General features: G+C 53.2%; 30 protein-coding genes and 1 pseudogene. 5 read left to right on the top strand and 26 right to left on the bottom strand.

The features are described 5' to 3' along the window. Nucleotides 1-58 precede the first annotated feature (58 nt). The 19 genes from NF212_RS16265 to NF212_RS16175 form a co-directional block, all read right to left on the bottom strand. Nucleotides 59-2,830: a phage tail-collar fiber domain-containing protein gene (locus tag NF212_RS16265; protein WP_434357427.1), complete on the bottom strand. Its 2,772-nt coding sequence runs from the start codon at nucleotides 2,828-2,830 to the stop codon at nucleotides 59-61. An 11-nt stretch (nucleotides 2,831-2,841) separates the two neighbouring features. Then, complete coding sequence (locus NF212_RS16260; protein WP_434357425.1) at nucleotides 2,842-3,444, bottom strand: phage tail protein; 603 nt, start codon at nucleotides 3,442-3,444, stop codon at nucleotides 2,842-2,844. Next, nucleotides 3,431-4,618 carry a baseplate J/gp47 family protein gene (locus NF212_RS16255; protein WP_434357423.1) on the bottom strand — a complete coding sequence of 396 codons (1,188 nt, stop codon included), beginning with the start codon at nucleotides 4,616-4,618 and terminating at the stop codon, nucleotides 3,431-3,433. Before NF212_RS16255 ends, NF212_RS16260 begins: the two co-directional genes overlap by 14 nt. Beyond that, the gene (locus NF212_RS16250; protein ID WP_434357421.1) at nucleotides 4,611-4,940 is read right to left on the bottom strand and encodes a DUF2590 family protein; all 330 of its coding nucleotides are present in this window, start codon (nucleotides 4,938-4,940) and stop codon (nucleotides 4,611-4,613) included. Before NF212_RS16250 ends, NF212_RS16255 begins: the two co-directional genes overlap by 8 nt. Continuing rightward, on the bottom strand, nucleotides 4,937-6,898 hold the full coding sequence (locus NF212_RS16245) for a phage tail tape measure protein (protein WP_434357419.1): 1,962 nt from the start codon (nucleotides 6,896-6,898) through the stop codon (nucleotides 4,937-4,939). Before NF212_RS16245 ends, NF212_RS16250 begins: the two co-directional genes overlap by 4 nt. Before the next feature lie 3 nt (nucleotides 6,899-6,901). After that, on the bottom strand, nucleotides 6,902-7,045 hold the full coding sequence (locus NF212_RS16240; protein ID WP_434357417.1) for a DUF6890 family protein: 144 nt from the start codon (nucleotides 7,043-7,045) through the stop codon (nucleotides 6,902-6,904). Between the two features lie 41 nt (nucleotides 7,046-7,086). Then, entirely contained in the window at nucleotides 7,087-7,353 is a 267-nt protein-coding gene (locus NF212_RS16235) for a putative phage tail assembly chaperone (RefSeq protein ID WP_434357415.1), read from the bottom strand. Next, nucleotides 7,350-7,631: a hypothetical protein gene (locus tag NF212_RS16230; RefSeq protein ID WP_434357413.1), complete on the bottom strand. Its 282-nt coding sequence runs from the start codon at nucleotides 7,629-7,631 to the stop codon at nucleotides 7,350-7,352. The genes NF212_RS16235 and NF212_RS16230 overlap by 4 nt, the downstream gene beginning before the upstream one ends. Continuing rightward, nucleotides 7,632-8,156, bottom strand: a complete 525-nt coding sequence (locus tag NF212_RS16225) for a hypothetical protein (protein ID WP_434357411.1) — start codon at nucleotides 8,154-8,156, stop codon at nucleotides 7,632-7,634. It abuts the gene before it with no gap. Nucleotides 8,157-8,161: 5 nt separating this feature from the next. Further along, nucleotides 8,162-8,584 carry a DUF5675 family protein gene (locus NF212_RS16220; protein ID WP_434357409.1) on the bottom strand — a complete coding sequence of 141 codons (423 nt, stop codon included), beginning with the start codon at nucleotides 8,582-8,584 and terminating at the stop codon, nucleotides 8,162-8,164. Continuing rightward, complete coding sequence (locus NF212_RS16215; protein ID WP_434357407.1) at nucleotides 8,581-8,805, bottom strand: TraR/DksA C4-type zinc finger protein; 225 nt, start codon at nucleotides 8,803-8,805, stop codon at nucleotides 8,581-8,583. Before NF212_RS16215 ends, NF212_RS16220 begins: the two co-directional genes overlap by 4 nt. Before the next feature lie 10 nt (nucleotides 8,806-8,815). Further along, nucleotides 8,816-9,274 carry a phage protein gene (locus NF212_RS16210; protein ID WP_434357405.1) on the bottom strand — a complete coding sequence of 153 codons (459 nt, stop codon included), beginning with the start codon at nucleotides 9,272-9,274 and terminating at the stop codon, nucleotides 8,816-8,818. 3 nt (nucleotides 9,275-9,277) lie between these two features. Beyond that, nucleotides 9,278-10,399 (bottom strand): DUF2586 domain-containing protein, encoded by a 1,122-nt coding sequence (locus NF212_RS16205; protein ID WP_434357403.1) that lies wholly within the window; start codon nucleotides 10,397-10,399, stop codon nucleotides 9,278-9,280. 2 nt (nucleotides 10,400-10,401) lie between these two features. Next, the gene (locus NF212_RS16200; RefSeq protein ID WP_434357401.1) at nucleotides 10,402-11,067 is read right to left on the bottom strand and encodes a virion morphogenesis protein; all 666 of its coding nucleotides are present in this window, start codon (nucleotides 11,065-11,067) and stop codon (nucleotides 10,402-10,404) included. After that, nucleotides 11,045-11,539 (bottom strand): phage tail protein, encoded by a 495-nt coding sequence (locus NF212_RS16195; RefSeq protein ID WP_434357399.1) that lies wholly within the window; start codon nucleotides 11,537-11,539, stop codon nucleotides 11,045-11,047. Before NF212_RS16195 ends, NF212_RS16200 begins: the two co-directional genes overlap by 23 nt. Next, nucleotides 11,539-11,946 carry a head completion/stabilization protein gene (locus NF212_RS16190; RefSeq protein WP_434357397.1) on the bottom strand — a complete coding sequence of 136 codons (408 nt, stop codon included), beginning with the start codon at nucleotides 11,944-11,946 and terminating at the stop codon, nucleotides 11,539-11,541. Before NF212_RS16190 ends, NF212_RS16195 begins: the two co-directional genes overlap by 1 nt. A gap of 107 nt (nucleotides 11,947-12,053) precedes the next feature. Beyond that, nucleotides 12,054-12,776: a phage terminase small subunit gene (gene gpM, locus NF212_RS16185; RefSeq protein WP_434357395.1), complete on the bottom strand. Its 723-nt coding sequence runs from the start codon at nucleotides 12,774-12,776 to the stop codon at nucleotides 12,054-12,056. Between the two features lie 15 nt (nucleotides 12,777-12,791). Then, a complete protein-coding gene (locus tag NF212_RS16180; RefSeq protein WP_434357393.1) occupies nucleotides 12,792-13,802 on the bottom strand; it encodes a phage major capsid protein, P2 family in 1,011 nt (336 codons plus the stop codon). After that, entirely contained in the window at nucleotides 13,803-14,699 is an 897-nt protein-coding gene (locus tag NF212_RS16175; RefSeq protein WP_434357391.1) for a GPO family capsid scaffolding protein, read from the bottom strand. Nucleotides 14,700-14,877: 178 nt separating this feature from the next. Here NF212_RS16175 and NF212_RS16170 point away from each other — a divergent pair, with 178 nt between their 5' ends. The 4 genes and pseudogenes from NF212_RS16170 to NF212_RS16155 all read left to right on the top strand — a co-directional run bounded on the left by NF212_RS16170 (nucleotide 14,878) and on the right by NF212_RS16155 (nucleotide 18,217). Then, nucleotides 14,878-16,665: a terminase large subunit domain-containing protein gene (locus NF212_RS16170; protein ID WP_434357389.1), complete on the top strand. Its 1,788-nt coding sequence runs from the start codon at nucleotides 14,878-14,880 to the stop codon at nucleotides 16,663-16,665. Next, nucleotides 16,662-17,714 (top strand): phage portal protein, encoded by a 1,053-nt coding sequence (locus NF212_RS16165; protein ID WP_434357387.1) that lies wholly within the window; start codon nucleotides 16,662-16,664, stop codon nucleotides 17,712-17,714. Before NF212_RS16170 ends, NF212_RS16165 begins: the two co-directional genes overlap by 4 nt. A gap of 56 nt (nucleotides 17,715-17,770) precedes the next feature. Next, nucleotides 17,771-17,902 (top strand): annotated as a pseudogene (locus tag NF212_RS16160) (ogr/Delta-like zinc finger family protein); the annotation flags it as partial. A 45-nt stretch (nucleotides 17,903-17,947) separates the two neighbouring features. Beyond that, nucleotides 17,948-18,217 (top strand): ogr/Delta-like zinc finger family protein, encoded by a 270-nt coding sequence (locus NF212_RS16155; RefSeq protein ID WP_434360905.1) that lies wholly within the window; start codon nucleotides 17,948-17,950, stop codon nucleotides 18,215-18,217. Here NF212_RS16155 and NF212_RS16150 read toward each other — a convergent pair. Then, nucleotides 18,168-18,365 (bottom strand): hypothetical protein, encoded by a 198-nt coding sequence (locus NF212_RS16150; RefSeq protein ID WP_434357385.1) that lies wholly within the window; start codon nucleotides 18,363-18,365, stop codon nucleotides 18,168-18,170. The two genes, NF212_RS16155 and NF212_RS16150, sit on opposite strands and share 50 nt — an antisense overlap. A 226-nt stretch (nucleotides 18,366-18,591) precedes the next feature. Between NF212_RS16150 and NF212_RS16145 the strand changes: the two genes are divergently transcribed. Then, nucleotides 18,592-18,945 (top strand): helix-turn-helix domain-containing protein, encoded by a 354-nt coding sequence (locus tag NF212_RS16145; RefSeq protein WP_434357383.1) that lies wholly within the window; start codon nucleotides 18,592-18,594, stop codon nucleotides 18,943-18,945. A 43-nt stretch (nucleotides 18,946-18,988) separates the two neighbouring features. Here the strand turns inward: NF212_RS16145 and NF212_RS16140 are convergent, their stop codons facing one another. Genes NF212_RS16140 through NF212_RS16115 form a run of 6 tightly spaced genes read right to left on the bottom strand, consistent with a single transcriptional unit; the run spans nucleotide 18,989 to nucleotide 23,540 of the window. Beyond that, nucleotides 18,989-19,123, bottom strand: coding sequence for a hypothetical protein (locus NF212_RS16140; protein ID WP_434357381.1), 135 nt, complete (start codon nucleotides 19,121-19,123; stop codon nucleotides 18,989-18,991). Continuing rightward, entirely contained in the window at nucleotides 19,120-19,527 is a 408-nt protein-coding gene (locus NF212_RS16135) for a DUF3850 domain-containing protein (protein WP_434357379.1), read from the bottom strand. Before NF212_RS16135 ends, NF212_RS16140 begins: the two co-directional genes overlap by 4 nt. Beyond that, nucleotides 19,524-20,180: a 3'-5' exonuclease gene (locus NF212_RS16130; RefSeq protein ID WP_434357377.1), complete on the bottom strand. Its 657-nt coding sequence runs from the start codon at nucleotides 20,178-20,180 to the stop codon at nucleotides 19,524-19,526. Before NF212_RS16130 ends, NF212_RS16135 begins: the two co-directional genes overlap by 4 nt. Beyond that, a complete protein-coding gene (locus NF212_RS16125) occupies nucleotides 20,177-20,611 on the bottom strand; it encodes a hypothetical protein (protein WP_434357375.1) in 435 nt (144 codons plus the stop codon). The genes NF212_RS16130 and NF212_RS16125 overlap by 4 nt, the downstream gene beginning before the upstream one ends. After that, the gene (locus NF212_RS16120; protein ID WP_434357373.1) at nucleotides 20,608-21,033 is read right to left on the bottom strand and encodes a hypothetical protein; all 426 of its coding nucleotides are present in this window, start codon (nucleotides 21,031-21,033) and stop codon (nucleotides 20,608-20,610) included. The genes NF212_RS16125 and NF212_RS16120 overlap by 4 nt, the downstream gene beginning before the upstream one ends. 14 nt (nucleotides 21,034-21,047) lie before the next feature. Beyond that, on the bottom strand, nucleotides 21,048-23,540 hold the full coding sequence (locus NF212_RS16115) for a replication endonuclease (protein ID WP_434357371.1): 2,493 nt from the start codon (nucleotides 23,538-23,540) through the stop codon (nucleotides 21,048-21,050). Nucleotide 23,541: the final 1 nt, after the last annotated feature.

Below are 23,541 nucleotides of genomic sequence, written 5' to 3'. Positions count from 1 at the left end.
CTTCCTTTGACCGTAATTTTATATGCATTGAAAAAAAAAAATGAATCTGGAAATTAGCTCATGAACGATATAAACGTAACTCGCCGATAAACACGGTTTGTTTTGTGCCATCTACCGACTCAACTTTTGAGACCCAGTGAAAACTTGTCTCTGCGGCTTCTTGAATCAATTTCATCTGTTTGAATCGCTCTTCTTTATCTGTAGAAATGCGGAACCTTACGAGTCCATTTTGTGTTGAACTCGACGTGTTGTCCCTTTCAATCATGATGTCAAACGTGCATTTGTCCCCTGCAATTTCTGCGGTATTGCAAATATGCACATTGGTCTTTGTTCCATCTGATTTTTGAACGATACCTCTGACAGTTGTCGCTGTTACTTCAATATAAACTCTCGGTTGTCCCACCCCCTCACCAATGCCAATTTCGAAAAATGCACCATCCATTGAATTAAATTCAATTGCCGCCAACAATTGCTGCTGGTTATTGATGTTGTGACCATGGACGGTATTGGTTCGTCTGACCAATGTCTGAATGTAGTGTCCGGTCGCATTGCCGCACGTCATCGCCAAACCTCTGTCATCGTCAATCTCGGCTACAGATTCGTTTCCAATAGAAATAGTTCTGAAATCGGTTAGTGAGGTAAAATATGTCTGATATGCCGCAATATGATCAGCAAGTAGTTTTGGCCCATGCAAAGCCTGAGAAGCGGTGTCATATGTATAGCCTGACATCGCGCCGGCGTGCCTGATCCTGCCGAATTGTTCAGAAAATAGACCGCTCGAATCTGCAATGAAAATCTGACCGCCAACCGGATTTGAAATATAGCGTTTTGCCGTACCTTCCGGCGAAGAACCAATACCAAGGCGAGTATTATCATTTGAGTAAATTTCGCCACCGTGCTTTGTGACAAATAAGTCATTGTACAAACGGTCACCAAAGCTAACTGTTTCGGCTGATACTTTTGAACCATAACTTACGAGTGCTTTGTCTGCACCACTTGCCGAAAAATCAACATCGAGAACGGCCCCCGACGGGCATCCGTAAAATTCCACGGATGCTTTCTCATTGGTTTTAGTATTCCACCCTGTAATTGTGCATCTGCTAATCATGGGATGGAAAGCAGCACCGCCACAGCTGGCAGCAAGAACGGATTTCACTTTCACTCCGGCTTTACTTGCCCCTGAAATGTATACGCCTGCTCGCTCTCCGCTGACTGCACCAGTTGTGGTGCCCGCCGCCCACAAATTGTTAATGAAAACATCTTCATTATATGTTCCGTCATCAATGATGACGTTGAATCTTTGCCATTGATACGCTGGTATTTTATCGATTGCATCCTGTATCTTTTTGAACTGTTTAGTTGCGCCAACGAACAGATCGATTCCATTGATATCAACTCTTCCAGTTTCGCGCTTTGATGCTGGCTGCGACGTTGCATAGACTGGAGTGTTGATCGAAAGAACTCCCGATGTTGACACTAACTGAGCACCGCATTCAAAAATCAATGGTACGTCATCAATTGCCAAATCTCCGTCTATGACATACTTACCACTGCGGAATAAGATTGGCGTTTTATCTCCCATTGCGAGTATTTCAACTAGCCGTTGTTTGTTGTCAGTTGCGTCATCACCAATCAACGAAAAGTCATTGGCGAGTCGTATTGAATGAGATTGCTGCGCAGCGAGGGTTCTAACGCTGATGCCGTCAACCGAAACCGTTGCATTATCCAGCGCTCCGCCCAATTTGTACTGAACGCCTGATGCGGTGACCAAATTGCCGAGTTCATTAATAACGTTAATGACAGCTCCAGCCGGTATTTCTTTGTCAGTGGTGCGAACGCTTCCGTTAATCCACAGTGCATTCGCAGCATAAGAAATGGTGTCACCCACTTTTGTGTCATGCCCCGTTACGGGCCAGATCTTTGCGTTTAATTGCTTGGCTGAAACATCGACCGCAAATGCTTTACTCGCCTGCTCCCCATCACTGCGCAAATCAACCACCGTCCCATCCGCCAACACTTCGGCAATCTTGCACACGAAGTGCGGCACGTCGCGGCCTGCGTTGGTGGTGGTGTAGTCGTCCAGTTCTTCGGAAGAGATCACCAGGTTGAATTCGGTGTACTGTTCGCCTGTTGGGGTGCCTTCGCGCCAGCCGTCGAGATACACGAAAGACGGTTTGGTTGCCACATTGATGATGCGGGGGAATTCCATTTCAACCGGGCGGCCGGAAATGTAGCCGCGACCAGGAGCAACGGAATAACTGCCAGCAGTGGGGGCAGGTGTTACCAGGAAACCGTCTTCGATGAACCAGTCTTTGCCGTTCAAGTCCATGTTTGACTGGGCGGTATCGTCGTCCATTCGCTTCATGCGGCGGGTTGAATCGTACTGCCAAGACTGTGCATCCACCGTGATGTTGGTAATTTCGGCAATGTCTTTGTATTCCAGCACCACAGAACGCACCAGCGTGTTACCGGCAATGCCTGGCTGGTCGACAGTTTTTGGGGTCATAGGGTGGTGGTCAATCACAACCAACACATCGAATTCGCTGCAATATGCCCCTGTCCAGTTAAACTCGAACGGGCCCACGTTACTTGCGAGGGTACAAGTGTAAATCACGGAATCGGCAGACAATCGGCCACGGGAGTCCACACCTGCTTCATGCACAATGTAGTCAACCGGCACACCGTCACCCGGTTGTGGCAACGGTTCGCGGTTTGGCACATTGGCATAAATCATCTTGTCGATCACCAGCGGTTTCTCCAGTGCATTCAGTTCCGCCAGAAGAGATTTACCTGCGGCAGTTACAATCTTAGTGTCGGTCAGATTAGCCATTTCTTGTTCCCTCAAGCCTTAACGTGTGCTTGGTAGTATTCGCATTCAAGGTTCAATGGCCGCGGCAAGGCGGCAATATTCAATCGAGTAATAACGTGTGATGTGTTCTGTTCGCCGTCGAAAGACTGAGCGCGGGCCGCCAGCGGCAATTCCACATACGTGGTGTACTGGTAGCGGCGGCAGGTGCGTCCATACTGGCGAATCACCGTATCGAGCAGTTCCGGCACCTCGGTTAAGTCACCGTCCCGGATTTGCAGGCTGATTACATCCCAGTCCACGTTCTGCAGGCGCTCATCCTGCGTAATGTGCGGATATCCCAGCTTTTCAAACATGTATTCCCAGCCGGATATCGAACCGGCATCGCGGGCGAAGCTATAAGCGAACGCAACCCGGATGCGGTAAAGTGCCTCAGGCTCTTGCCCAAGGCGGTGCACATCCCGTTGCCACCCCATCAGCTCAACCAGCCCCATGGGTGCGGTCAGTGGGTCATGTTGTTGGAGCGGCATTTTCAGCGCGGCTTCAACATGGCCCCAGTAGTTGCGGAAAGCGCGGGAAATCTTTGCCAGCTCGCCCCGGCCCATCCACCACTTGAACTTAATTTCAGGCAGTTTCAAGGGTCACCCCCAGTGAGCGGATGCGCGGCACGGTCAGGTTGTTCACAATGTCCGGCTGGCCGAATTCCAGCGACGCAATACCGGGAAACTGCGCGTGAAGCTCTTGGCCCAGGCGGGAAAACGAGAACCTTGCCACCGGGTTAGTGCGGGTTGGGGTGTAATCCGTGTTTTCACGGAAAGCCGCGTTAATAAAGTGTTCGACCTGGGCTTTCAGTTCAGCCCGTTCATCCAGCGTCAGCGACAGCAGCGGCCACAGCTTCATGGTGATATCCACCTCAACACTTGGCATCGCCATCACTTGCAAGTCATCACCGTGACCGTGCTGGCCGTGGTCACGAATGTGCTGGTTAAGGTCATCAATCATCTGCGCGGAAGGTTCGCCGGTGTCCAACAGGATCAGGGCGTTGGCAGTACCGGGGCCACGCGGTGCGTTATGTTCGAAATAAACATTGTCGTCCTGAATGCCCGCCCGCTCGGTCAGCAAGGCGCGGTAAGCGGCATCAATGTGCCATTTCGCCACGGCGCTCCACTGGTTTCGCACACGCAGGCGCAAATCGTCGTTGCTTTCCTTGTCGGCTCCGGCTTCTGTCAGCCAGTCGCCGGGGTTCGTTGCAGCGGCAATCCCTGAAATTGCCGTTGGCAGGATATGGAAATACCCTTCACCCAGGTTGTATGCCGCGCCGGGCTCTTCTGCCTCAACCTGTGCCAGCACCATGGTTTCGTTTTCCGGCATCACCGTGTCTTCGGTTACCCGAACCCGGTAAATCCTGCCGTTGATAACATCTGTTTGTACCCAGGTATCTTTTGGGATCACCAGTGCCGGTCCCTTGGCGGCAGCGCGCTGGAACGCCACCCGGCCTTTTGCCTTGGTGTTGCCCTTGCGTTCAACCCGGCAGGCCCACGCCAGCAAATCCAGCCACTCATCCTTCGCGGTGGCAAGGAACATATTCGGCAGCACATAGGTAACCAGCAGAACGTTAATCAGCCAGGTGGTGCATTTGATAACGGCACCCTCAACTAAACGCCAGAAAGGGGAGAAAGGCGAATCGTTGTTAATCACCGCCTCTTCCTTGCGCATTTCTTCCTTGAGGATTTTTTTCCATTCTTCCTCAGTGGTCGGAATGCCGGACTCTTTCACAATCTTTGCGTAGTCGGGCTTTGGGATATCAGCCATTGATTACCTCAATTTCAAAATCGCCAAATTCGCGGGTAGTGGCAAAAACCCAAATTTTGCCGGGGTTGGGTTCTTCCAGCCGGACAGTACCCGGCACCAGTCGCAGGTCTTCTTCAACCAGCAACTCAATCTGGTTGCGAAGGTCAGCCCGCTTGCTGCGGCTGCGTTCTGCGATCATTTCCACGGCCAATCCGCTTTCAATGATGGCGTGTTTGATGTCCTGCGCGATAACGGCTCGGTCTTGAATCAGTACCGGGTTGCGGCCTGCATCCAGCACGACATCGCCGTTTTCAATCAGAATGTCCTGGTAGACGTAACTCATCCGGCCGCCATATACAGTTCGTTTGCCAAATCCTGCGGGTTGTTCATCTGCTGTGCGTAAATGCTGACGCCGCCGTAATGGGTAGAGCTGGTCTGGTAGCTGGCAAGGGTGCGCGCTGCGCCACCCTTTGGAACCTGGGCAACCGGGCGGGTTGCCGCCAGTGCTTTCACCTTCGGGGTGCTTTCTTCATCGCTGCCAAATCCGGGAATCCAGTCAACCAGCGATTTCACACTGTCCCAGATGCCAGCAAACATGCCCTTAATCCACTCGAAGACACCGCCGAATACATTGCGCATTCTGTCGGCCATCTCAGTGATAAACGCGAAACCGGATACATCCGTAAAGCCGGACATTACCCACTGCCAACCGGCATGAAGAAGATTGAACATCGCCCGGAACGGGAAAGTGATCAGCTCAACGGCGCCCGTCAGTACCTTGAACCAGGTGTCATCGCCAAAGGCCAGCTTCACCCCTAGCCAATAATCACGGATGGTGGCAAAGCCGGATGCAAACCAGTTCACCACGCTGCCAAATGCCGCTTTCACATCGTCCCAGTAATAAATCAGCGCCCCGACAGCCACGGTGAGCCCTACCACGCCAGCAATAACTGCCACTATCGGGTTAGCTGCCATCACCATATTCACCGCCAGCATGGCTCCTTTCAGGAATGTCATGGTTTTGGTGAGGCCACCGGCTGCCATGCCCCAGAGTTTCAGGCCAAGGGTATACGTCACCATGGCCTGTTTACCCACGCCCACGGCAATGGTGACCATGCCGCCAGCGGCGGCGAGGCCCAGAACAGACATGGCCGCATACCCCACCCACTTGGTGAGGGTCGGGAACATTTCAGTCCACTTCACGATTTCCATTGCACCGTCAGCCAGTGAAGAAATCACCGGCAGCAACGACGGCAACAGCGCAGCACCGAATGCGGTACGAATGGCGAATACGCCTTGTTCCATCCGTTGCCACTGGTCTGTCATTGAATGGGCCATGCCAATGGCCGTATCCAGTGTGCTGGCGTTATTGAGTGCCTTTACGCTGGATTGCAAATCGCCGGTTTTACCGATTAGGTCAGTAATCAGCAGTACCGCTTCATCAGAACCAAATGCCCCTTTGATGGTGTTAATTTCGGTCGAGTCCAGATCACCAAACTGGCTTTTCAGCTTGTTCATGATGTCGAACATCGGGAGCATCTTGCCGTTGCTGTCAGTGAACGAGAGGCCGAGCTTTTTCTGCGCGTTGACCACACCACCCAAAAACGCTTTATAACGGGTACCGGCTTCGCCGCCTGACATAGAGCCCTGCAACAAACCCAGCACTGCCATTTGTTCCTGAATCGCAATACCGTGGGTTTTACCCAGCGCGCCAACACCTTTGAACGCATCGGCCATGCCCTGACCTGTGGTTTTGAACATCTCCACTGACTTGGCGGTCATGCCTGCCAGTTGCTGCGCCCAATTGTCTTTGCCAATGGCTTCCGCCTGGTCTTTGAATACCGAATACATGGTGCCCATGTAGCTGGTAATCGTGGCGGTGTCGGCCTTGGTAGCGGCGGCCAAAATGGCAGAACTGCGGGTCACTCCTGCCAGTTCATCACCGGACATGGCGCCCATGGCTGATTTAATGTCGTAACTGGCGGCCACAAACTCCGTGGCTGACTTGCCGTATTCCACAGAGAATTTCATTGCCGTGGCGGCAAGCTGTTTAAGCTGGTCATCCGCCACGCCGAGAGACTTCACTTCACCCAATGCCCGGTCCATCTCAATGGCTGGCATCAGGGCTTGTTGCAGGGCAATACCCGCCCCGGCGACACCTGCCGCCCCGGCCACCATGGTGTGGGTGCCGTCGCGATAGCCGGAGGCCATGTCGCTGAACTGGCGCTGAATGTTCCCAAGTGGCTTGGAAATCTGGTCAACGAGTCCAACGGTAAAGCGGAGTGCTTCGGGTAATGCCATCTCTTATCCTGTGAATGCTTTGGCGGTGCCATTGGCAACCACGGCGGCCATGTTTTCCCAATACTGCTTTTCTAACCACACGGCGCGGGCAAGGCTCTGTTCATCATCCGGCTCGCCCGGCAGCCACTTACGGCGGTAAGCCATCATCTGGCCGAGGTCGCTGCTATCCAGCGCCTTGACCAGCGATTCTATTTTTTTACAGTGATAGCCAGCTTCGGTGCGTACTCACCCATTAACACGCCAGCAAGTTGTATGCAGGCACCGGGGTTGTCTTCGGTCAGTTCACGCAGCACCGGTTTGCTCTCTTCCACGGCTGACTGGAAAACAAAGTTATGGGAGCCGTCGGCAATATTGCCCTGTGCCACCTGCCCCATGTAATCGGCATACAGCTCCGGGGTAGGTGCAAAGGACAGGTCACTATCACCAACGGTCAGGGCGAACACTTTCTTGCTCATGCGGTTTCTCTCTCTTTTCGGTCCAATTTGGTTTCAAGGCGGTCGAACCGCCCGTTCATGGATTGTTTCAGGTCGTCTACGGCTTCACGGAGTTCATGTTTGGTCGCAAATTTATCAGCGTTGTCCGCCCGCATCCGTTCAATCGCCAGCTCATTGTTGTGGGTGCGATCTTTCAGCTTCTGGGCTGTTGTGTGTGATTTTTCGGCGCGGTTGAACACAAAGCCGATAAGCGTTAACAGAAAGCCTCCCAACCCCAGTAACGCACGCCAATCTTCCACTTAGCCCCCTTGCGGCTGTAGTTTCTTGTCTTTATCCGCGCTGCCCTTGCTGGAACCCAGCCAATAGGCAACACCGGTAGAAAAGGCCGTCAGCACTGCACCCACGATAATCATGATCACCTGGTCGAAACGCTCCGGGATGCCTTCAACAAACATCAGGCAGGTAAACATTCCGGTGACCATCAGGCAGAGTGCCGCCACAAGGGCCGAGGGCATCCAGTGGTCTTTGTGGTGCGCCCTGGCATGTTGGGTGTCAGCCAGTTCGGCTTCATGCTGTTTCAGGTTCAGTGACGCTTCTTCAAGCGATAACCGGCGCAGCTCCACGGTATGGGACAATTCCAGTTGCTTGAGTTTCAGCAGGGCATCCGGGTTGGTACGCAGCTCCGCTTCAATCGCACTGGGCGAGTTGTCTACGCCAAGCGCCGAAGCCACCAACCCGCCAACGGCGGCCCCTGCTGGCCCACCGATGACGGTGCCAATCAGCGGCGCAGCGCTTCCGATTAATCCTTTAACCTTCTCCCACATGGTGCTTAATCCTTCTCGATGGTCAGGGTTGCCGGTTCGCCGCCCAGCTCTCGCATAAGGGCATCAAACGCAGCTTTGGAATTGATAACCGCCCACTCATTGCCCACAAAACCGAAGTCCACACCCGGTGCCAGGCAGCCTTGCAGGTCACTTGGCTTGTTGGCTTTATGGATCAGAATGTGAGTGCGCAGGCTTGGGCCTTGGCGGGTCACACCCAGCGCCTTGGCTTCCAGCGCATAGCACTTGCCAAACTTTGGCGACTGGTGCGGGTACAGGGTATAGGTGCCTTCCGGTACACAAGATTTACCCGGCGCATTGTTTTCCCATGCCCGTTCTGTGATGCAGCAAACCTTGCTGCCGTCTTCGCGGTGCAGTGTGCCGTATGTGCCATGAGGGAAATAACGGCGTTTAAGCTTGAAATGCTTCACAACAACCCCTTATCTGCGAGTTCCTGACAGTGGGTGCAATAGATGCATCCCGGAATAGATTGGCGGCGTTTTTCTGGTATCGGGTCGCCGCATTCAACGCATTCTTTCGCGCTGTCCCGGTACCCGGTGTTCGACCGGGCCGAGGTTGCCAATTGCCGGTCCAGCGCCATTTGCTGGAATTTGGCTTCGATACCGCTGGCATGGTCGAACACATCAGGCATCCGTCCGTCCTTAGTTGCTTACCAGGTCTTCGGTTTCGTCCTCACGCAGGTACGGCACACCGTTGATGTGGATGAAATCCGGGCTGGTAATGTCAAACGGGATTTTGTGGACAAGGGCGCTGCCGCCATTGCTGTCTACGTCCAGCAGATCAGAAATCTTGAGCGCCACACCGAACATCTCCACTTTCAGCTCGTCTTTGTCGATCTTGCCGAATCCCATCGCATCAAAAGCAGGCAGGGCGCGGAATGCCCCGGCCCTTCCGGCGGCCTTCATCAGCAAGTTGAAATTGGAGGTGGTCAGTTCCATTTCGCCTGAGGCTTCCACATCACCGTCTACACGGCCATCAGGCACACCGTTGGTTTTGTTCACGGCGCTGTTGTCAGTGATACTGAGGGTGAACTTCTGGGCCGTAAGTTTGATATCCCCCAGGTTGAATCGCATGTTCTTGCCAGAAATACGCATACTCATTGATTACGCCTCCGCGTCGGCAGGGTTGGAGAGGTCAAGGGCGATATTGACCACAATGTGTTTCGGGCAGTTGTGCGGGCGAACCATCAGCCCGATCACCACCTTGGTTTTGGTCATCCATTGAATGGTCACATCACCGTCGCGTGGCGGCATGATGATGCCGGGGAAAGTGATACCGCCGATTTCGGTTGTCTTCGCCGCCTGGCGCATATCGGCAGAGAAATACAGCTTGTTCTGTTCGATAGAAACCGGGGTCGAGTTCAGGATTTTGTCACCGATACGGCGAATGGCTTTGATGCGCACACGGCGGTTCAGGTAGTGAACCGGGCGCACGTATTCCAGAAACTGGTAATCGCCGCCTTTGGCTTCCAGTGTCATGGCATCAGACCAATAGATGCCCTCATAATCGGCATACCATTGCGGCACCGAATAGCGGGCCTCGGCAAGCGTACCAATAGTGGACATTTCCAGCTCTTTGCCTGCGCTGTCTACCGGGGTATCACCCAAGCCGAGCACATTGCCGGTTGCGACACGCATGGGGGTGTCCGCAATGGTGACGCTGCGGTCACACAGTCGCCCGGCCAGCACACCGATGTTAGTGCCGTGAAGCTGAGGCACCGGCACCACCATGTTGGCGGCGACGTCTTTTACCAGCGTGAGCATGGCCGTTTCATAATCCGCCCAGGTCTGCGCAGATGAATCAATGCCCGGTACTGCGGCAAGGAAAAACACCCAGCGGCCCAACTTGCTCACAAGCTCGGTGGCTTTGGCCTGCATATCACCAAAGGCGGCCTTGTCTGTGGTTTCATCCACAACCACAACGCCTTCAAATGAATCCGTTTTGTTGGCTTCTGCTACTGCAACGTCCCAAACTTCCGGAGCGGTCAGGCCATACATAGCGGCTGTCCAGTTCTGCTTGCCGTTAAGCTGGGCGGCCTTCACGTTAAGGCCCAGTGCGTCATCTGCTACCACATCATCCAAATTGCTCATGGCAGAAATGCGGGTTACTTTGCCCTGCAGCTCGGTTTTACTGGTGGTGCCGATAAAGAGCAGGTGGCGTTCAATTTCAGGGATGCCGCCTTGCCCCAAGTTCAAGTTGTTGACTTCAACCTTACCCGTTGCCATCACTATTTCCTTTTCTGTGCCTGCTCGAAAATCTTCAAAAGCTGGCGGTTAACGTTTTGCTGCTTGCTGCCAAGAATCTGGCGCTCTGCCAGCGGAATGTCCCACTTGGTCACATCCGGCTTTCCACTCAGTTCCCGGATAATTGCTCCGGCCTGCCCCTGGGTCATGTTGCCCATAATCCATTTCAGGCTGGGTTTCTTCCTGCCGTTACCCCGTTTGTTCGGGATGGTGTAACCCACTTCCCGGAGCTTTCGCGCCATGCCTTTGGGTGGCGGGGCGCTGTAATCCGGTTTTCCCCAGCGCTTTTCCATTTGCCTGGCGGTCATCTTCTGGGCTTGGCCCAGGTGGTGACGGGAAGCGGTTTTCGCTGTCAGCTTGTTCTTCCAGGTAAGGTCGAGCTCCTTTGCACCGTTTTTGACATAAGGCTCTAAGCCTTTAGCCATCCGGCGGAACATCTTCCCTTTGCCTTTTCGCTTTCGCTTGCGAGGCTCAAGTGCCCGCCCATGAATATCCTTTTGCTGGGCTATGCGCTTTCTGACTTGCCCGCGCTCCCAGCGGCCCAGCGTTTTAAGAATCCAAGTACGCTTGCGGGGCGGCAGTGCCAGCATTGCCAGCTTTTGTTTCAGGTTCAGCGCATCTTGCTGATTAATCTGAACTGTCGGATTCATTCACAATTTCCGCTTCTTCGGCGGTGTAAATCGGCACAGCCTGCACCCGGTACTTTTCACCTCGCCAAGTAATCATCCCGGCAGGGTCTGGGATCATTTCCACCGGCTCGACCATATCCAGCTCAATGCTTACGTCAGCGGTTTGGTGGTCCAGTACATCAACGGACAATTCCGGGTCTTCCAGGTCTAACTCGTTCCGTTCCCCGTCGTAGTCCGTCAGCCAGCAGGACACCAACGCCAACAGGTTTCGAGGGTCTAACTGGTGGTGCGGGAATTCTTCAATTGAGATCACCGCCCGGTATCGCCAGTTACAGATGATGCAACCCCCGTTGCCCCGGTCTTCGCCGTTGGCTTCAATGGTGGCGCTCTCCTGCCAGGCGTCGATTGCGTTATCCAGCACATTGCAGTTCAGGTGCGCGACCATGTATTCGGTCAGGTGTTCCAGCTTTGTTTTGGTGTAGGGTTCAGCCATCAAATCAGCTCCACACCGTTGGGGCTCTTACCCCGAATCTGGGCAATGTCGCGCAGGCTCTGGGAACGGAAGCGCTCATCCTGTTCCGGTGAGTCTTCTGCCGCGTTTTCGGCAGCATCCCGCCTGTCCTGCGTGGCGAACTCCGGCAACAAATCTGCATGGGCGCGGGCATAAACAGCACGTTTGTAAAGCGCCAGTTTTGCTCCGGCCAGCCCAGTGCCGTCTACGCCGTCCAACTGCTTTTGCACAGCATCAGCCGCAATCTCTACCGCCGTAGCAATGCTGGACTCATCAAACACAAACGGAATGCGGCGCATCTTGCGGAATTCCGCCGTAGACAACGAAGGCCATCCGTTGCCTGAAATCTCCGTGTTTTGTTCTGTGTTAGTGCGTCCGCCAAAGCTCATGCTGTTTGTTCCTTATTCGGTGTGCTTCTGCCCACTGGGTCATAGCCTTTGGGTTAGCCTTACGGCAGCCCGGCTCGCCAGCCGAAGCACGCGGGGGGTTAGGAGCCTTACAAATTCTTTCCGTCTCTCAGGGCATTGATGCGTGACTGAACTTTGTTCATCACAGTGCCAACACCAATTTTGCCGTGCAGCTCGTTAGCCCGAGCCAGCAAGGCATAGGCTTTTTCGAGCGTATCCAGATCGCCCACGGCGGTGGCGCGTGGCTTGCCGTTCTCATCGCGGAGCAACATATACCCGGCAAATTTGAACCACTTGGCGCTGACTTTTTCGTGCAGTCGCCATTCATTCAGGACTTTCTCAAACACCTGGCTGAAATACGGCTCAACGCTTTGCCCTCGTTCTGCCTGGACTTCCGCCCAGTCGAACACGGTGTCAGCAAGAAACGTCGGCCAGTCACGCTTGAGAAAGCCCGGTGTCGGCAGTTGTCGTTCAATGGCTTTCAGGCACCAGTCAATGCCGGTATCCATTTCGCCAACATCAAACAGCCACACCAACAAGGCAGAGAAAATGGGGTTTTCGTAGCTTTCGCCTGCTTCCAGATAGGCTTCTGCCACCGGGCGGTATTTCGGGATCAGCACATCACGCTTGTGAGCGACACGGTCGGCAATCGCGTTAAAGCCTTTCAGGGCTTTCTTGTCGTTGTCGAACTCAATCAAACGGATGTGCAGACTATCCGGTGAAGCGGTGGCTCGTGCGGGCAGGGTTTCCCCTGCCTGCTGGGCCAGTTCAGCCAGTATTGCCGCCTTTTTTTTCTGGAATGGACTGGTCATGAAAACCCCTGAGACTTACGCGACCGGCGCAGGTTCTGCGATGGTCACGGCTTCAACAGCGGCAAACTTCTTGAAGTTGCCGATGGCGAAACCTTCCATGCGCAACCAGGAATTTTCAAAACGCTTGCGGTCTTCTTCGTTGCGAGCCTTGCGCCACTGGGTGCCCTTTTGCTGCAATACTTGCAGGTTGCTTAGCGAGGTAATCCAGATTTGGTTCGACTTGAAGAAAGGCGGGATGTAGGCATCCATACCACCGATAGATTTCGCCAGCTTCTGCGCGGCGGCATGTTCAGTAGGGGTGTTTGCTTCGGCCATCAGGCGGGATTGCTCACTGGCGACCAAACCTCGGCCTACCAGAACCACCAAGTCATGATCTTCAACATGCTCGTCAGCAATTACCGAGTTGCGCATGTCATTGACCAGGGCATCAAGGTTTTTGTGGGAATCTGCTGTTGCACCAGTAGGGTCAAGCACAGCGGAAGGCATCACTTGGCCAGCGGCTTTTTCTTTAGCGATAGTCAGCCAACCTTTGTTGACGTCTTCGCCATTTGGGTTTGTCGTTGGGTTCGTAGTTTCAGCTGCTGAAGTACCGTGGAAACCAACGCGCAGAATATCCAGACCAAAATGCTTGGTAATTGCTGCGTTCATCAACTTCATGAACTGATTGGCGTTACCCGCATTTGCCCACTGGGTAAGCATGGACCAAGGAATAGCGGCGCAGGAATCCGTTTCCGTCAGCTCGTAGGTATTTCCATCAACACCGATTTCCTTAACGAACCGGCCACCTTTCTTGCGGCCAGTGAAAAGCGCACCGCCGCCCACATCCACTACCTGGCCTTTAATCTGGTCAACAGGGATAACCGAGATCATGCCAAGGAACGCAACAGAGTGAAGAATGGCTTCACGCAGTTTTGTTTCAATGGGCGCTGCAATGTTGAACTGCTTGGACGGGTCTGAAATGCCGGTTGCGGCAATCAGATTTGAGCAATACTTGTCGAGATACTGCGTAGAAGTAGCATTCAGCATTTAAAACGCCTCCACGTTGTCAGTGTTGCCCGCACCTTCGCCGAGTGGGCGTTGGCCGTCTGCTTCCTGAGTCAGTTCATTGAACTTGGCTTCCAAGCCATTCAGCTTTTCAGACAGAGGCTTGATCGCGTCCGCTACCACAGAGCTGAACTGCTCCAATGATGGCGCGGTGTTTGGTGCGGTTACGTCTCCACCTTCGGGCGTTTCTTCTTCGCTGCCGCTAGGCAATGCGCTGAATTTCTGCTCGATGGTATCCAGACGTGTGGCGAACGGTTCCAGCGCACCAGCAAGGGCCGCTTTCAGTTGTTCTTCGGTCACATCGGTGTCCTCAGTTTGGGTTTGGGTTTGCGGCGCGGGGTCGCCGGTAAAGAAAGATTCCATCATGTGGAAGAAGCGTTCGAAGCGGGAGCCTTCCGGCTTACCCTGGCTGAACTCCACAAAAACAAAGGGTTCAAGCTGGCTGTATTCACGGTCACATTGCGTGTCACCCATAGAGAATTTCAGACGGGTGGTGCCAGTGCTGGCTGGGGAATCGGTCACCGCAAGCCCCATCAGGTAGCAGCGGCCAGAACTACGGTAATCCGGGTTTGGTTCAATACTGGTAAACAGTTTTTGCCCGTCTTTGTTGGCATCCAGCAGGTATTGGTTTGCGGTAATCTTCGCAAACAGGCGAAGTGAGCCGCCTTTTTTTGCCGCTTTCAGTGCATCCACCGTGCCCCAGTTTTTGCCTTCAAACGCAGACCAATTGTGGCGGCTATGTTCCGGCCAAATCAGCGCAGTGTATTCTTCCTGGCTGTATTGCTCGGCCATGTCCTTAATCCATGCAGCTGTGATGGTGCGACCGTCAACGGTTGCCCCTTCTGTTGCCACAATGATCCATCCGGTTTGCTTGCTCATTTCGTCCGCTTCTGAATTGGTGAAATCGTCATTTACATATCAGGTCACGGCAAAGATTACGCATTTAGCCCGGCGGCTTCATGCTGGTAAGTTCCTGAAAATTCGGATATTGGCGATATCCGAATTCATCCGAACGAAAGGCCGCTAAATGCAGTTTGAAAGTTCGTAAACTGCGCTCATGGCATACTCACCAGAACTCAGAGAGGCAGCGAAACGCCTCTACCTCCGGCGGTACACACCGGAAGAAATCCGCGCAGAACTCGACATGCCGAATGCCCGCATCATTTACCACTGGGCGGATAAATACGGCTGGCGTGATTTGCTCCGTGAAGAAGAAGTGGACGACGCAATCGCCCGCCGCATTGTGCTGCTTGCCGATCAGCCCGAGAAAACACCCGGTCAGCTAAAAGAACTGGACATGCTGATAGAAAAGCATGTGAAGTTGAAAAAGCAGCGGGCACAGACCGACAGGCATCAGCAGGTCGCCCCGGAAAGCAAAGGCAATGCAACGGCCACCCCATCGGGTAAACGTGGCGGTAACGGCGGGAATGACGGCGAAGGTAAAAAGAAAGGCCGGAAGAAAAAGAACGATGTCAGCGAGATCACCGAAGACGATTTCGCCGAATGGCACGCCAGCCTGTTTCAGTACCAGCTCACCATGCGGGAAAACCTGCACCAGCGCATCCGCAACATCCTCAAATCCCGCCAGATTGGTGCAACGTACTACTTTGCCGGTGAGGCACTGGAAGATGCGATTTTAACCGGTGATAACCAAGTATTCCTTTCGGCCTCTCGCTCACAGGCTGAAATTTTTCGCACCTACATTGTGAAGCTTGCTCAGGAATTCTTGGGCGTAGAGTTAACAGGCAACCCAATCAAACTCAGTAATGGCGCTGAACTGCGCTTTTGTTCTACCAACAGTAAAACTTCGCAGGGATTCCACGGCCATGTTTATGTGGATGAGTATTTCTGGATCCCGAAATTTGATGAACTGAACAAACTCGCCTCTGCTATGGGGGCGCAAAAGAAATGGCGGAAAACCTACTTTTCAACCCCTTCAGCCAAAACACACCAGGCATACCCGTTCTGGACCGGGGATAGCTGGAAAAAAGGCAAAGAAAGCCGGGAAGCGGTCGAATTCCCCCGCTTTGAAGAATATCGCCAGGGTGGGCGGCTGTGCCCGGACAGGCAATGGCGCTATGTCGTCACTATCGAGGATGCCGCCGCCGGCGGATGTGACCTGTTTGATATTGAAGAACTGCGCGAGGAATACAGCGGGGACGACTTCAACAACCTGTTTATGTGCGTCTTCGTGGACGGGGCCGACTCTGTATTCAAGTTCTCCAAACTCGAAAAGGCCATGGTGGACATTTCCTGCTGGCAGGATTTCAAAACCAACGATGACAGGCCCTTTGCCAACCGGGAAGTATGGCTGGGGTACGACCCGAGCCGCTCACGGGATAACGCCTGTCTGGTTGTGGTGGCCCCGCCTATTGTGGCGGTGGAGAAATTCCGGGTGCTGGAAAAACACTACTGGCGCGGCCTGAACTTCCAGTACCAGGCGGGCGAAATAGACAAGGTGTTCGAGCGCTACAACGTGACCTATATCGGCATTGATACCACCGGCATTGGTGCCGGGGTGTGGGATATGGTCAGCGCCAAACACCCCCGCGAGGCCCATGCCATTCACTACAGCAACGAGAACAAAGAACGCCTGGTGCTGAAAATGGTGGATGTTATCGAGGCCGACCGCCTGCAATGGGACGCCTCCCACAAAGATATCGGCATGGCCTTTATGGCAATTAAACGTGTGACCACCTCAAGCGGCAACCGGATGACCTTTAAAGCAGAGCGCAGCAATACCACCGGACACGCCGACGTGTTCTGGGCCATTTCACACGCGCTGATTAACGAACCGCTGAACCACACCAACAAACGCAAATCAACCTGGGCAACAGCAGCATGACAGAAAAGCAGATCACCGAAGCCATGGATACCAGCCCGCCGGAAATCCCGGCCAGTTGCTATTCCATTGATTCCGGTTTTGAAACCGTGGACAGCCAGAGCTGGCTTACCGAATACTCAGAACTGTTTTACAACGAAGATGGCGATTACTGGGAGCCACCCATTAACCCGGAAGGGCTGGCACAGCTCGCCCACGCCAACGCATATCACGGCAGCCTGCTGATTGCGCGGGGCAACTATGTGGGCGGGCGGTTTCTGGGTGGCGGTGGTGTGCGCCGCCGGTTCATGCACCAGTTTACCCGCGACTATTTCCAGTTCGGCCATGCTGCGTTTATAAAAATCCGTGACCGGCTCGGGCGGGTTATCCGGCTTTTTCCGCTCCCGGCCATGTACCTGCGCAAACGCCGGAATGGGGATTTCTGGCTGTTGGAGCGTGACGACAAAAAACGCCTCTACAAAGCCAAAGATGTGATTTACCTGCCGCAGTACGACCCGAAACAACAGGTGTACGGGCTGCCGGATTACGTGGGCGGGTTGCAATCTTCCCTGCTGAACAAAGATGCCACCCTGTTCCGCCGCCGCTACTACAAAAACGGCGCACACATGGGCTTTATCTTCTATGCCACAGACCCGAACTTGTCCTCAGAAGATGAAGCCATGCTGAAAGAGAAGATTGCCAGCTCCAAAGGTGTGGGCAACTTCCGCAGCATGTTTGTGAATATCCCGAACGGGCACGAAAAAGGTATTCAGCTCATCCCGGTTGGGGACATTGCCACCAAAGACGAATTCGAGCGGGTGAAGAACATCACCGCGCAGGACATTCTGGTATCCCACCGTTTCCCTGCAGGTAAGGCAGGCATCGTGCCCCAGAACACAGCAGGCTTTGGCGACCTGGAAAAAGTCAGCCGGGAGTATGCCCGCGATGAGCTGATTCCGGTCTGCGAACTGATCATGGATGAAGTGAATAACGACCCGGACATTTGCAACCGGCCAGACCTGCAACTCAAATTCAATGTAGAACTGCCGGGGAATGAGTCAAAGGCTGTATAAAAGCCCAGCGCTGTTGATATACTCAGTGGCATAAAATCAACATATCAGGTCAGGTTATGCGGATTTATTGTCAATGTGGCGTAGCGGCCAGCGTCGGTCGTTCACAAAAACTGGCGGACTATGTGTCTGCCATTTCTTGTTCCTGCAAAGACCCGGAATGCGGTCACTCGTTTGTGTCTGAACTGGGGTTTAAACATTCGGTGGCACTGCCGCTGGCATCCATGCCCGGCGGAATGCAGTTAGGGGGGTACGCCCAGGGTGGGCGCATTCATTGCGGGTGTGGCAGCCGGGCAAGGATCACGAAAACCAACCGGCTGTCTTCCAATGTTGCAGATATCTATTGCGAGTGCGGTGCCTGTGGGCATCGTTTTGTTATGTCGTTATCTTTCAGCCACACATTAAGCCCCTCAGCAAAAACAACCAACGAACTGGCAATGGCTGTGATTCGTTCCCTTACTCCTGCCAGCCGCGTTCAACTGCGGGAACAACTCGCCCTGTTTTGACCCCGGCAGCCATGCGCTGCCTTTTTTCATCCTCCTGAATCAGTGTTACCAGGTAATCCACCACGCCATTGTTCTCATCTGGGCGCGCAGTGTTAATGGCGGCGGCGCACTGCACCCATTCCAGTGCGCGGTCGTGTAGATTGTTCATTGTTGCCTCCTGACAAAATACTGTATAAGCATACAGTATTTTTAATTCTTGAAATAGTAAGTTTTTGATGTGACACAACTTCGCGAGTGGTCGCACCAGTTGGCGGCAGAATAGGAAAACAGGCAGTGTGAATATGTGAGCGGTATCTCATGTGTAAGACTGCTAGCCACTTATGGCATATTCCCTGCAATTTAGTGTCAGAAGTGGCATATAAAGAGGGGCGGGGATGCCGAAAAAAGAAATCAGACCAGACCCTATCGTGTTGTTTCTTATCACAGTTCGCTTACAAAGAAGGCTTTCACAGTCTCAGGTGGCGTCGGGCTGCCCTTCAATATCGCTTCGCACATTGCAACGCATCGAGCAAGGCCGGTCACCCATGACCCTGCGCCAAATGCGTGAAGTGCTGGCCGTTTTTGACCTTACCCCCATTGATGCCGCACACGGTGAATTACGGTTCCGGGTGTCCGATTCCGATGACATGGGCGCGGTACTCCGGGCGCTGCCGCTCCGGCTGCAGGACGCACTCAAAGAGGTGGTTTTTGCGATTGGGGACGAAATGGTGATAAAGCGGAAACGCTAAACCGGGCCATTGCCCGGTTTGCCTGAAAGGATGCGTGAACGTTTCAGCCATTTAATGAAAATATCACGCTTATTGTGAAATATTCGCCCCTTAGTTGAAGATCTCCCTCTCCAACAGGTTGCGGTTCTGCCGTGCGAAACGCATCGTTATGCATCTGAGCATTGATTTTCTTATTCATGCTTTTCCCTTAATGAGTTTTATGCCAAACACCACATAACCTGGCTTTTGCTCGTAATCGGTGATGTAAGTGATTTTTCCTTTGACCCTTTTCCCGGTATATCCCTTTGGAACCTTGCCTTGAGTGATTGAGCCGAATGTTGGCTGTTGGTCCAATGTGTCGTCATATTCTTTTAGCATTACGGTATCGCCCACCTGAAAACCCCGGTCGTTCTTCCTGATTTCGAAGAGTTTCCGGCCAGCTGCAACCTCGGAGTAATACTTGGGAAGAATTTTCAGATCATGGTTGGTTTTGACCTCGCCCTTTTCCTTGTTTTTTGGCAAAACAAACATGTTGTAAATAACGCTGGTGACAGCAAGACCTGCGAAAAAGCAGGTCAGGCCGAAAATAGTGGTGTTTATCATTCGTCCCCCGGTGGCATCATTTCTTTGGCTTTATCTTCTGCTTTGATGGTTTCTAGTTGTTTCGCCATATCCACCAACCCCATCACCACAGCTCGCGCTTGAACCATTTGCATTGCGTCGCGGTAGCAATCGTGCAGGCTGTTGTGTGTCACCATCCAGCTTGGGGCTTCGAAGTTTTTGATGTAACCAGCTGTGTCTCCCGTAAAAGCATCAATGTAGGTGCGAACATCGCGTACCTGGTTAAACTTCCACGGTGCTTTCATGTCGTTGGTGCGGTAGAGGTGCCCAAGGATTTTGAAATCAAAGTCGGTGCCTCTGGCGAACGGCTGACAATCACCAATGAAGGCCGTCAATTCTTTCAATGCGTCTTTAACCCGCATCGTATTTAATGAGTCCGTCCACAATGCCGCTTTTGCTTCTTCGCTTTGTTCGTTCCACCATTTCAGAGTGCTGGGTGAGGTGGTACGCCCCTGCAAAAGCTGTTCAGTCACATCAATGGCGATATGGAATTCGTCATCTGGGTGGCAGACAAAACCATGTTCTGGGTGCATTTCGCCAAAGCGATTGAAACGAATAGCTGATAACGTCAGCACGATTGCGGTTTCTGATACGTCCAGCGTTTCGGTGTCGATGACTACGGTGTTGATTTTCATGCTTTTCCCTCGCGGTTAATGGTTGCCGCATTGGAATGATTGATGCGCCTTTCAAGGTCTTCCGAATCTTGCGCTAGTTGTTTGGCGCGTTCAGCAAGGCCACGTTCTTTGGTAAATTGAATTCGCTTGGCAATGTTATCTAGGTCAATTGAGATCTCACTTGGGGTTCTCAAAATCTCGGCTCCAATGCTCACCTTGTGCAGTTCTGGCAAACTCGCATTGGCGTAAACGCCCACAAAACGGCTTGGGTTGCTGGCATCAACAAGGTTGATCAGCGCAACCAATGCGTTGCCGTTTTCTTCTTCCGCCATGAGGTTGAACACATCCAAATCCGTGGCGTTCTCGCCAATGTCGGCTTTGTAATCGTCAAGGCCAAGCCAGTCGTTTTGGTTGTCGATTTCTACGGCCAGTAGAACGGTGATTTTGGTCATGCTGTTGCCCCCTTGATCATTTCAACCAGTTCGCGAATGTCTTCTTCATTTCCACCACGCACAATTGTTCGAGAAAGCTGGTTTCTCATTTCCTCGAAACGTTCGCGTCGTTCTCTCTCTGCTGGGCCTACTTTTGGCGCCTTACGTGTTTTCACCTGGAAGGGGAAGAAACACTGGCGGCTGTAACCTCCTTGAGGGCCACATCCTGATACTGTCAGCAATGGCGCTTCTTTACCGCGTACCGCTTTTTCCAGATCGCCTTTTCGGGTTGTGGTTGCCTTTATGTTCCAGCCAAACACCTCAAACAAGGCTGATTCCTCACCCTCGCTGATGTCTTTTGGATAAGCACCCGGGTTCTTTACGGCTTCCAAAATTGTTTCCAGAACGGAAACTGCCAGTTGTTCGCGCTTGTTCAGTTTCATGCGGTTCTCCTAACCTAAATCAGTGACCAGTCATCCAAATCGCCCGCAAAGCGGTGCGGCGGTAACAGGTCGGTTTGTTTTTCTTTCGGGGTTGCTGTTTTTTCTGGTACTGGCCTGTCCCAACCTTCCCAGCCGCGGCCAACGTTGTGGGCAGCCGGTGATTCGGTGATCAGCTCCAGCGGTACGGAACCTTTTTCCCGGTTATAAGCGCCGGAGCGCAGGCGGAATCGTGTTCCGTCATTGGTAAAGAGGGTTTGCCCGGCAAGTAATCTGTCGATGTTTTCCTGGTTGACAGAAGAAGGGCCAATACTGGCGCGTAAAACCTCGCCCAAATCCTTGTTTAAGGAATCGGCACCAGAGGCCGTACAGTTATTGACAGAACTCCAAGGGGCGGCAGAGCCGCCAGAAAGAGCAAGAGCCCCCGCATCAGGTGCGGCGGTGGTGTTCGACTTTTTGCGAATCGTCCACTCTTTAAGGCGGGTAATCTTGGTTTCCATGCGTCCGGCGAGTTCATCAAAGATATTGAAGCCCTTCACACGGCGAACAGCTTCACCGTAATCATTACCGTATGGGGTGATCTCGTAGTGGGTTTTGATCTTGTGCTCTTCACGTTTGGCGAATGGGCCACCTTGCCCCATTACGTAACCTTCCCAGTTGCCTTCATCTGCTGACTGCATGGCTGCCAGCACATCGGCTTCCACTTCTGCAGACGGCTGGTAACGGTCGGTCAGGCGCTTGCGGATTTCGATATTCTTCAGTGTTCTGCCCGGCTGGTGCGGGCCCATGATTTCGGTGTTCATTTCGTCCCACAACTGAACCAGGTCACGGCGGGCCAGTTCGTTGAGGTAATTGGCAAAGCTGTCACGGTCGAGGTTGGCAAAGCGGCGCAGTTCACGCCAAACGGTGACAGGTGCTCCGCCAAAGAACTGGAATTGGCGGATGCGCCAGCGGCTTGCCCAGGCGGTCACGTTGCGGGCCATGTCTTTAACAGGCTTTCCGGTTTCATCACTGATTTCGTCACCCATCGCGTAACCGTCGATGTTCTTTGAAATGTACTTTGCGATATAGCCGGTTGCGGTGCCTTCTTCTGGGTTGATGGCTTTCACATCACAGCGGGCGGAATAGTTGAGCGGCCCCGGCATTTTTTTACCCATAAGCTCTTCGCGGTCGGTTTCGGTGGCGTAGTCGATAAACACGTTGCGGGCATCAGATGCCTGCTCCGGGAGCAGCCAAAGAAGGATGTGCCAGTGTGGTGTGCCGTCGTGGTGAGGCTCGGCCACTCGAATGCCAAACCAACGGATATCGCGACGCGCCAGTTCAGCTCGGATTTTTGCCCAGGTACTGCAAAGGTAACGTTGTGCATCGCGTGGGCTGGCACCGTTCCAATGTTCAACAAAGCCGCCACGTTTGCGGCTGTTGTGGTAAGCCGATGGCGTAGTGAGGGTGTAAAACTGCCCGGCCAGTTCCATTTTGGCGGCGAGGTCTTCACAGCCACGGACTCGGGTCATCAGTTCATGGCGGCGGATTGCCGGGTTAGCAACCGATTTCAGCACCATGCTTTCAAGTTCTGCGGTTTCGCCATCTTCCTCGTTAAACAGCTCCATGTTTTTGATTGCTTCCCAGTTGCGGCTGCGCTGGGCTTTGTATTCAGAAAGGCAATCCAGGCTGCAATACGGAGTAGCGGCTTTGGATACCGCTCCCATAGCAATGGCGAGGTGTTCACGCATAACGTCACGCTGGCGCTTGAGGCGACGGGTCCAGAACTTGTTGCAGATAAGGCGGAGAAGGCCGCATTCCGCATCAAGATGGGTGATTTTTTCTTTGATGACGGGCGGTGCAATACCAAAATTGCAGCAAAGGTGAGCCAGTTCATCATAGATAGCTATGGCATTTTCTTCGGCGGTGTTTTGTTCTGGGGCATTTTCAATTTGAATGCGCAGGTGTTCTTCAAACAGGCCAGCAATGCGAAATGCCATGTCTTTGATTTCGTCCTGGCACATTTCGGCCAGTATCTTTTCGCGGCGGTTCGGTTTGGCCCTTTCCATCATAGCCAGTAGTTTCCCGGCTTCTTTAGGGTGCGAAGCGTCGCTTTGTTCAGTGTCATCACTCAACAAAGCCACCTTGCTGACGGTCGGCAGGTTCTTGTATTTCTCGGTCACCATGCGGATACGGCGTTGCAACTCGCCGCCCATGGTTTTACGCAAGTAGGTGTTTGCCTCTTGGCGCCCTTCTTTTGTGAAGATAGTGGCGTAACGGTCGGCAAAATACTTGGTGAGGTAATCCGGCATTCCGGCAAAGAACTGACGGCGGAAGTTGTGATCATCTGGGTTGATGTCCCACAGTTTCCGCTCGCTGATTGTCATGTCATCCGGAGTGCGGTCAGCAGTAGGGCGAACCGGCACCTCAATGGTTTCCGGTTCGCCAAGATCCATTTCCTGCTGTGACCAGTTGCGGCAGGCGATAACTGCCGCACGGATGTACTCAGGGGAGAATTGGAGTTTTTCCATG

This window comes from Parasalinivibrio latis, assembly GCF_036825535.1.
Taxonomy (GTDB): domain Bacteria; phylum Pseudomonadota; class Gammaproteobacteria; order Enterobacterales; family Vibrionaceae; genus Parasalinivibrio; species Parasalinivibrio latis.
The sequence above is the reverse complement of the archived record's forward strand: the minus strand, read 5'-3'. Positions and strand labels throughout refer to the sequence as shown.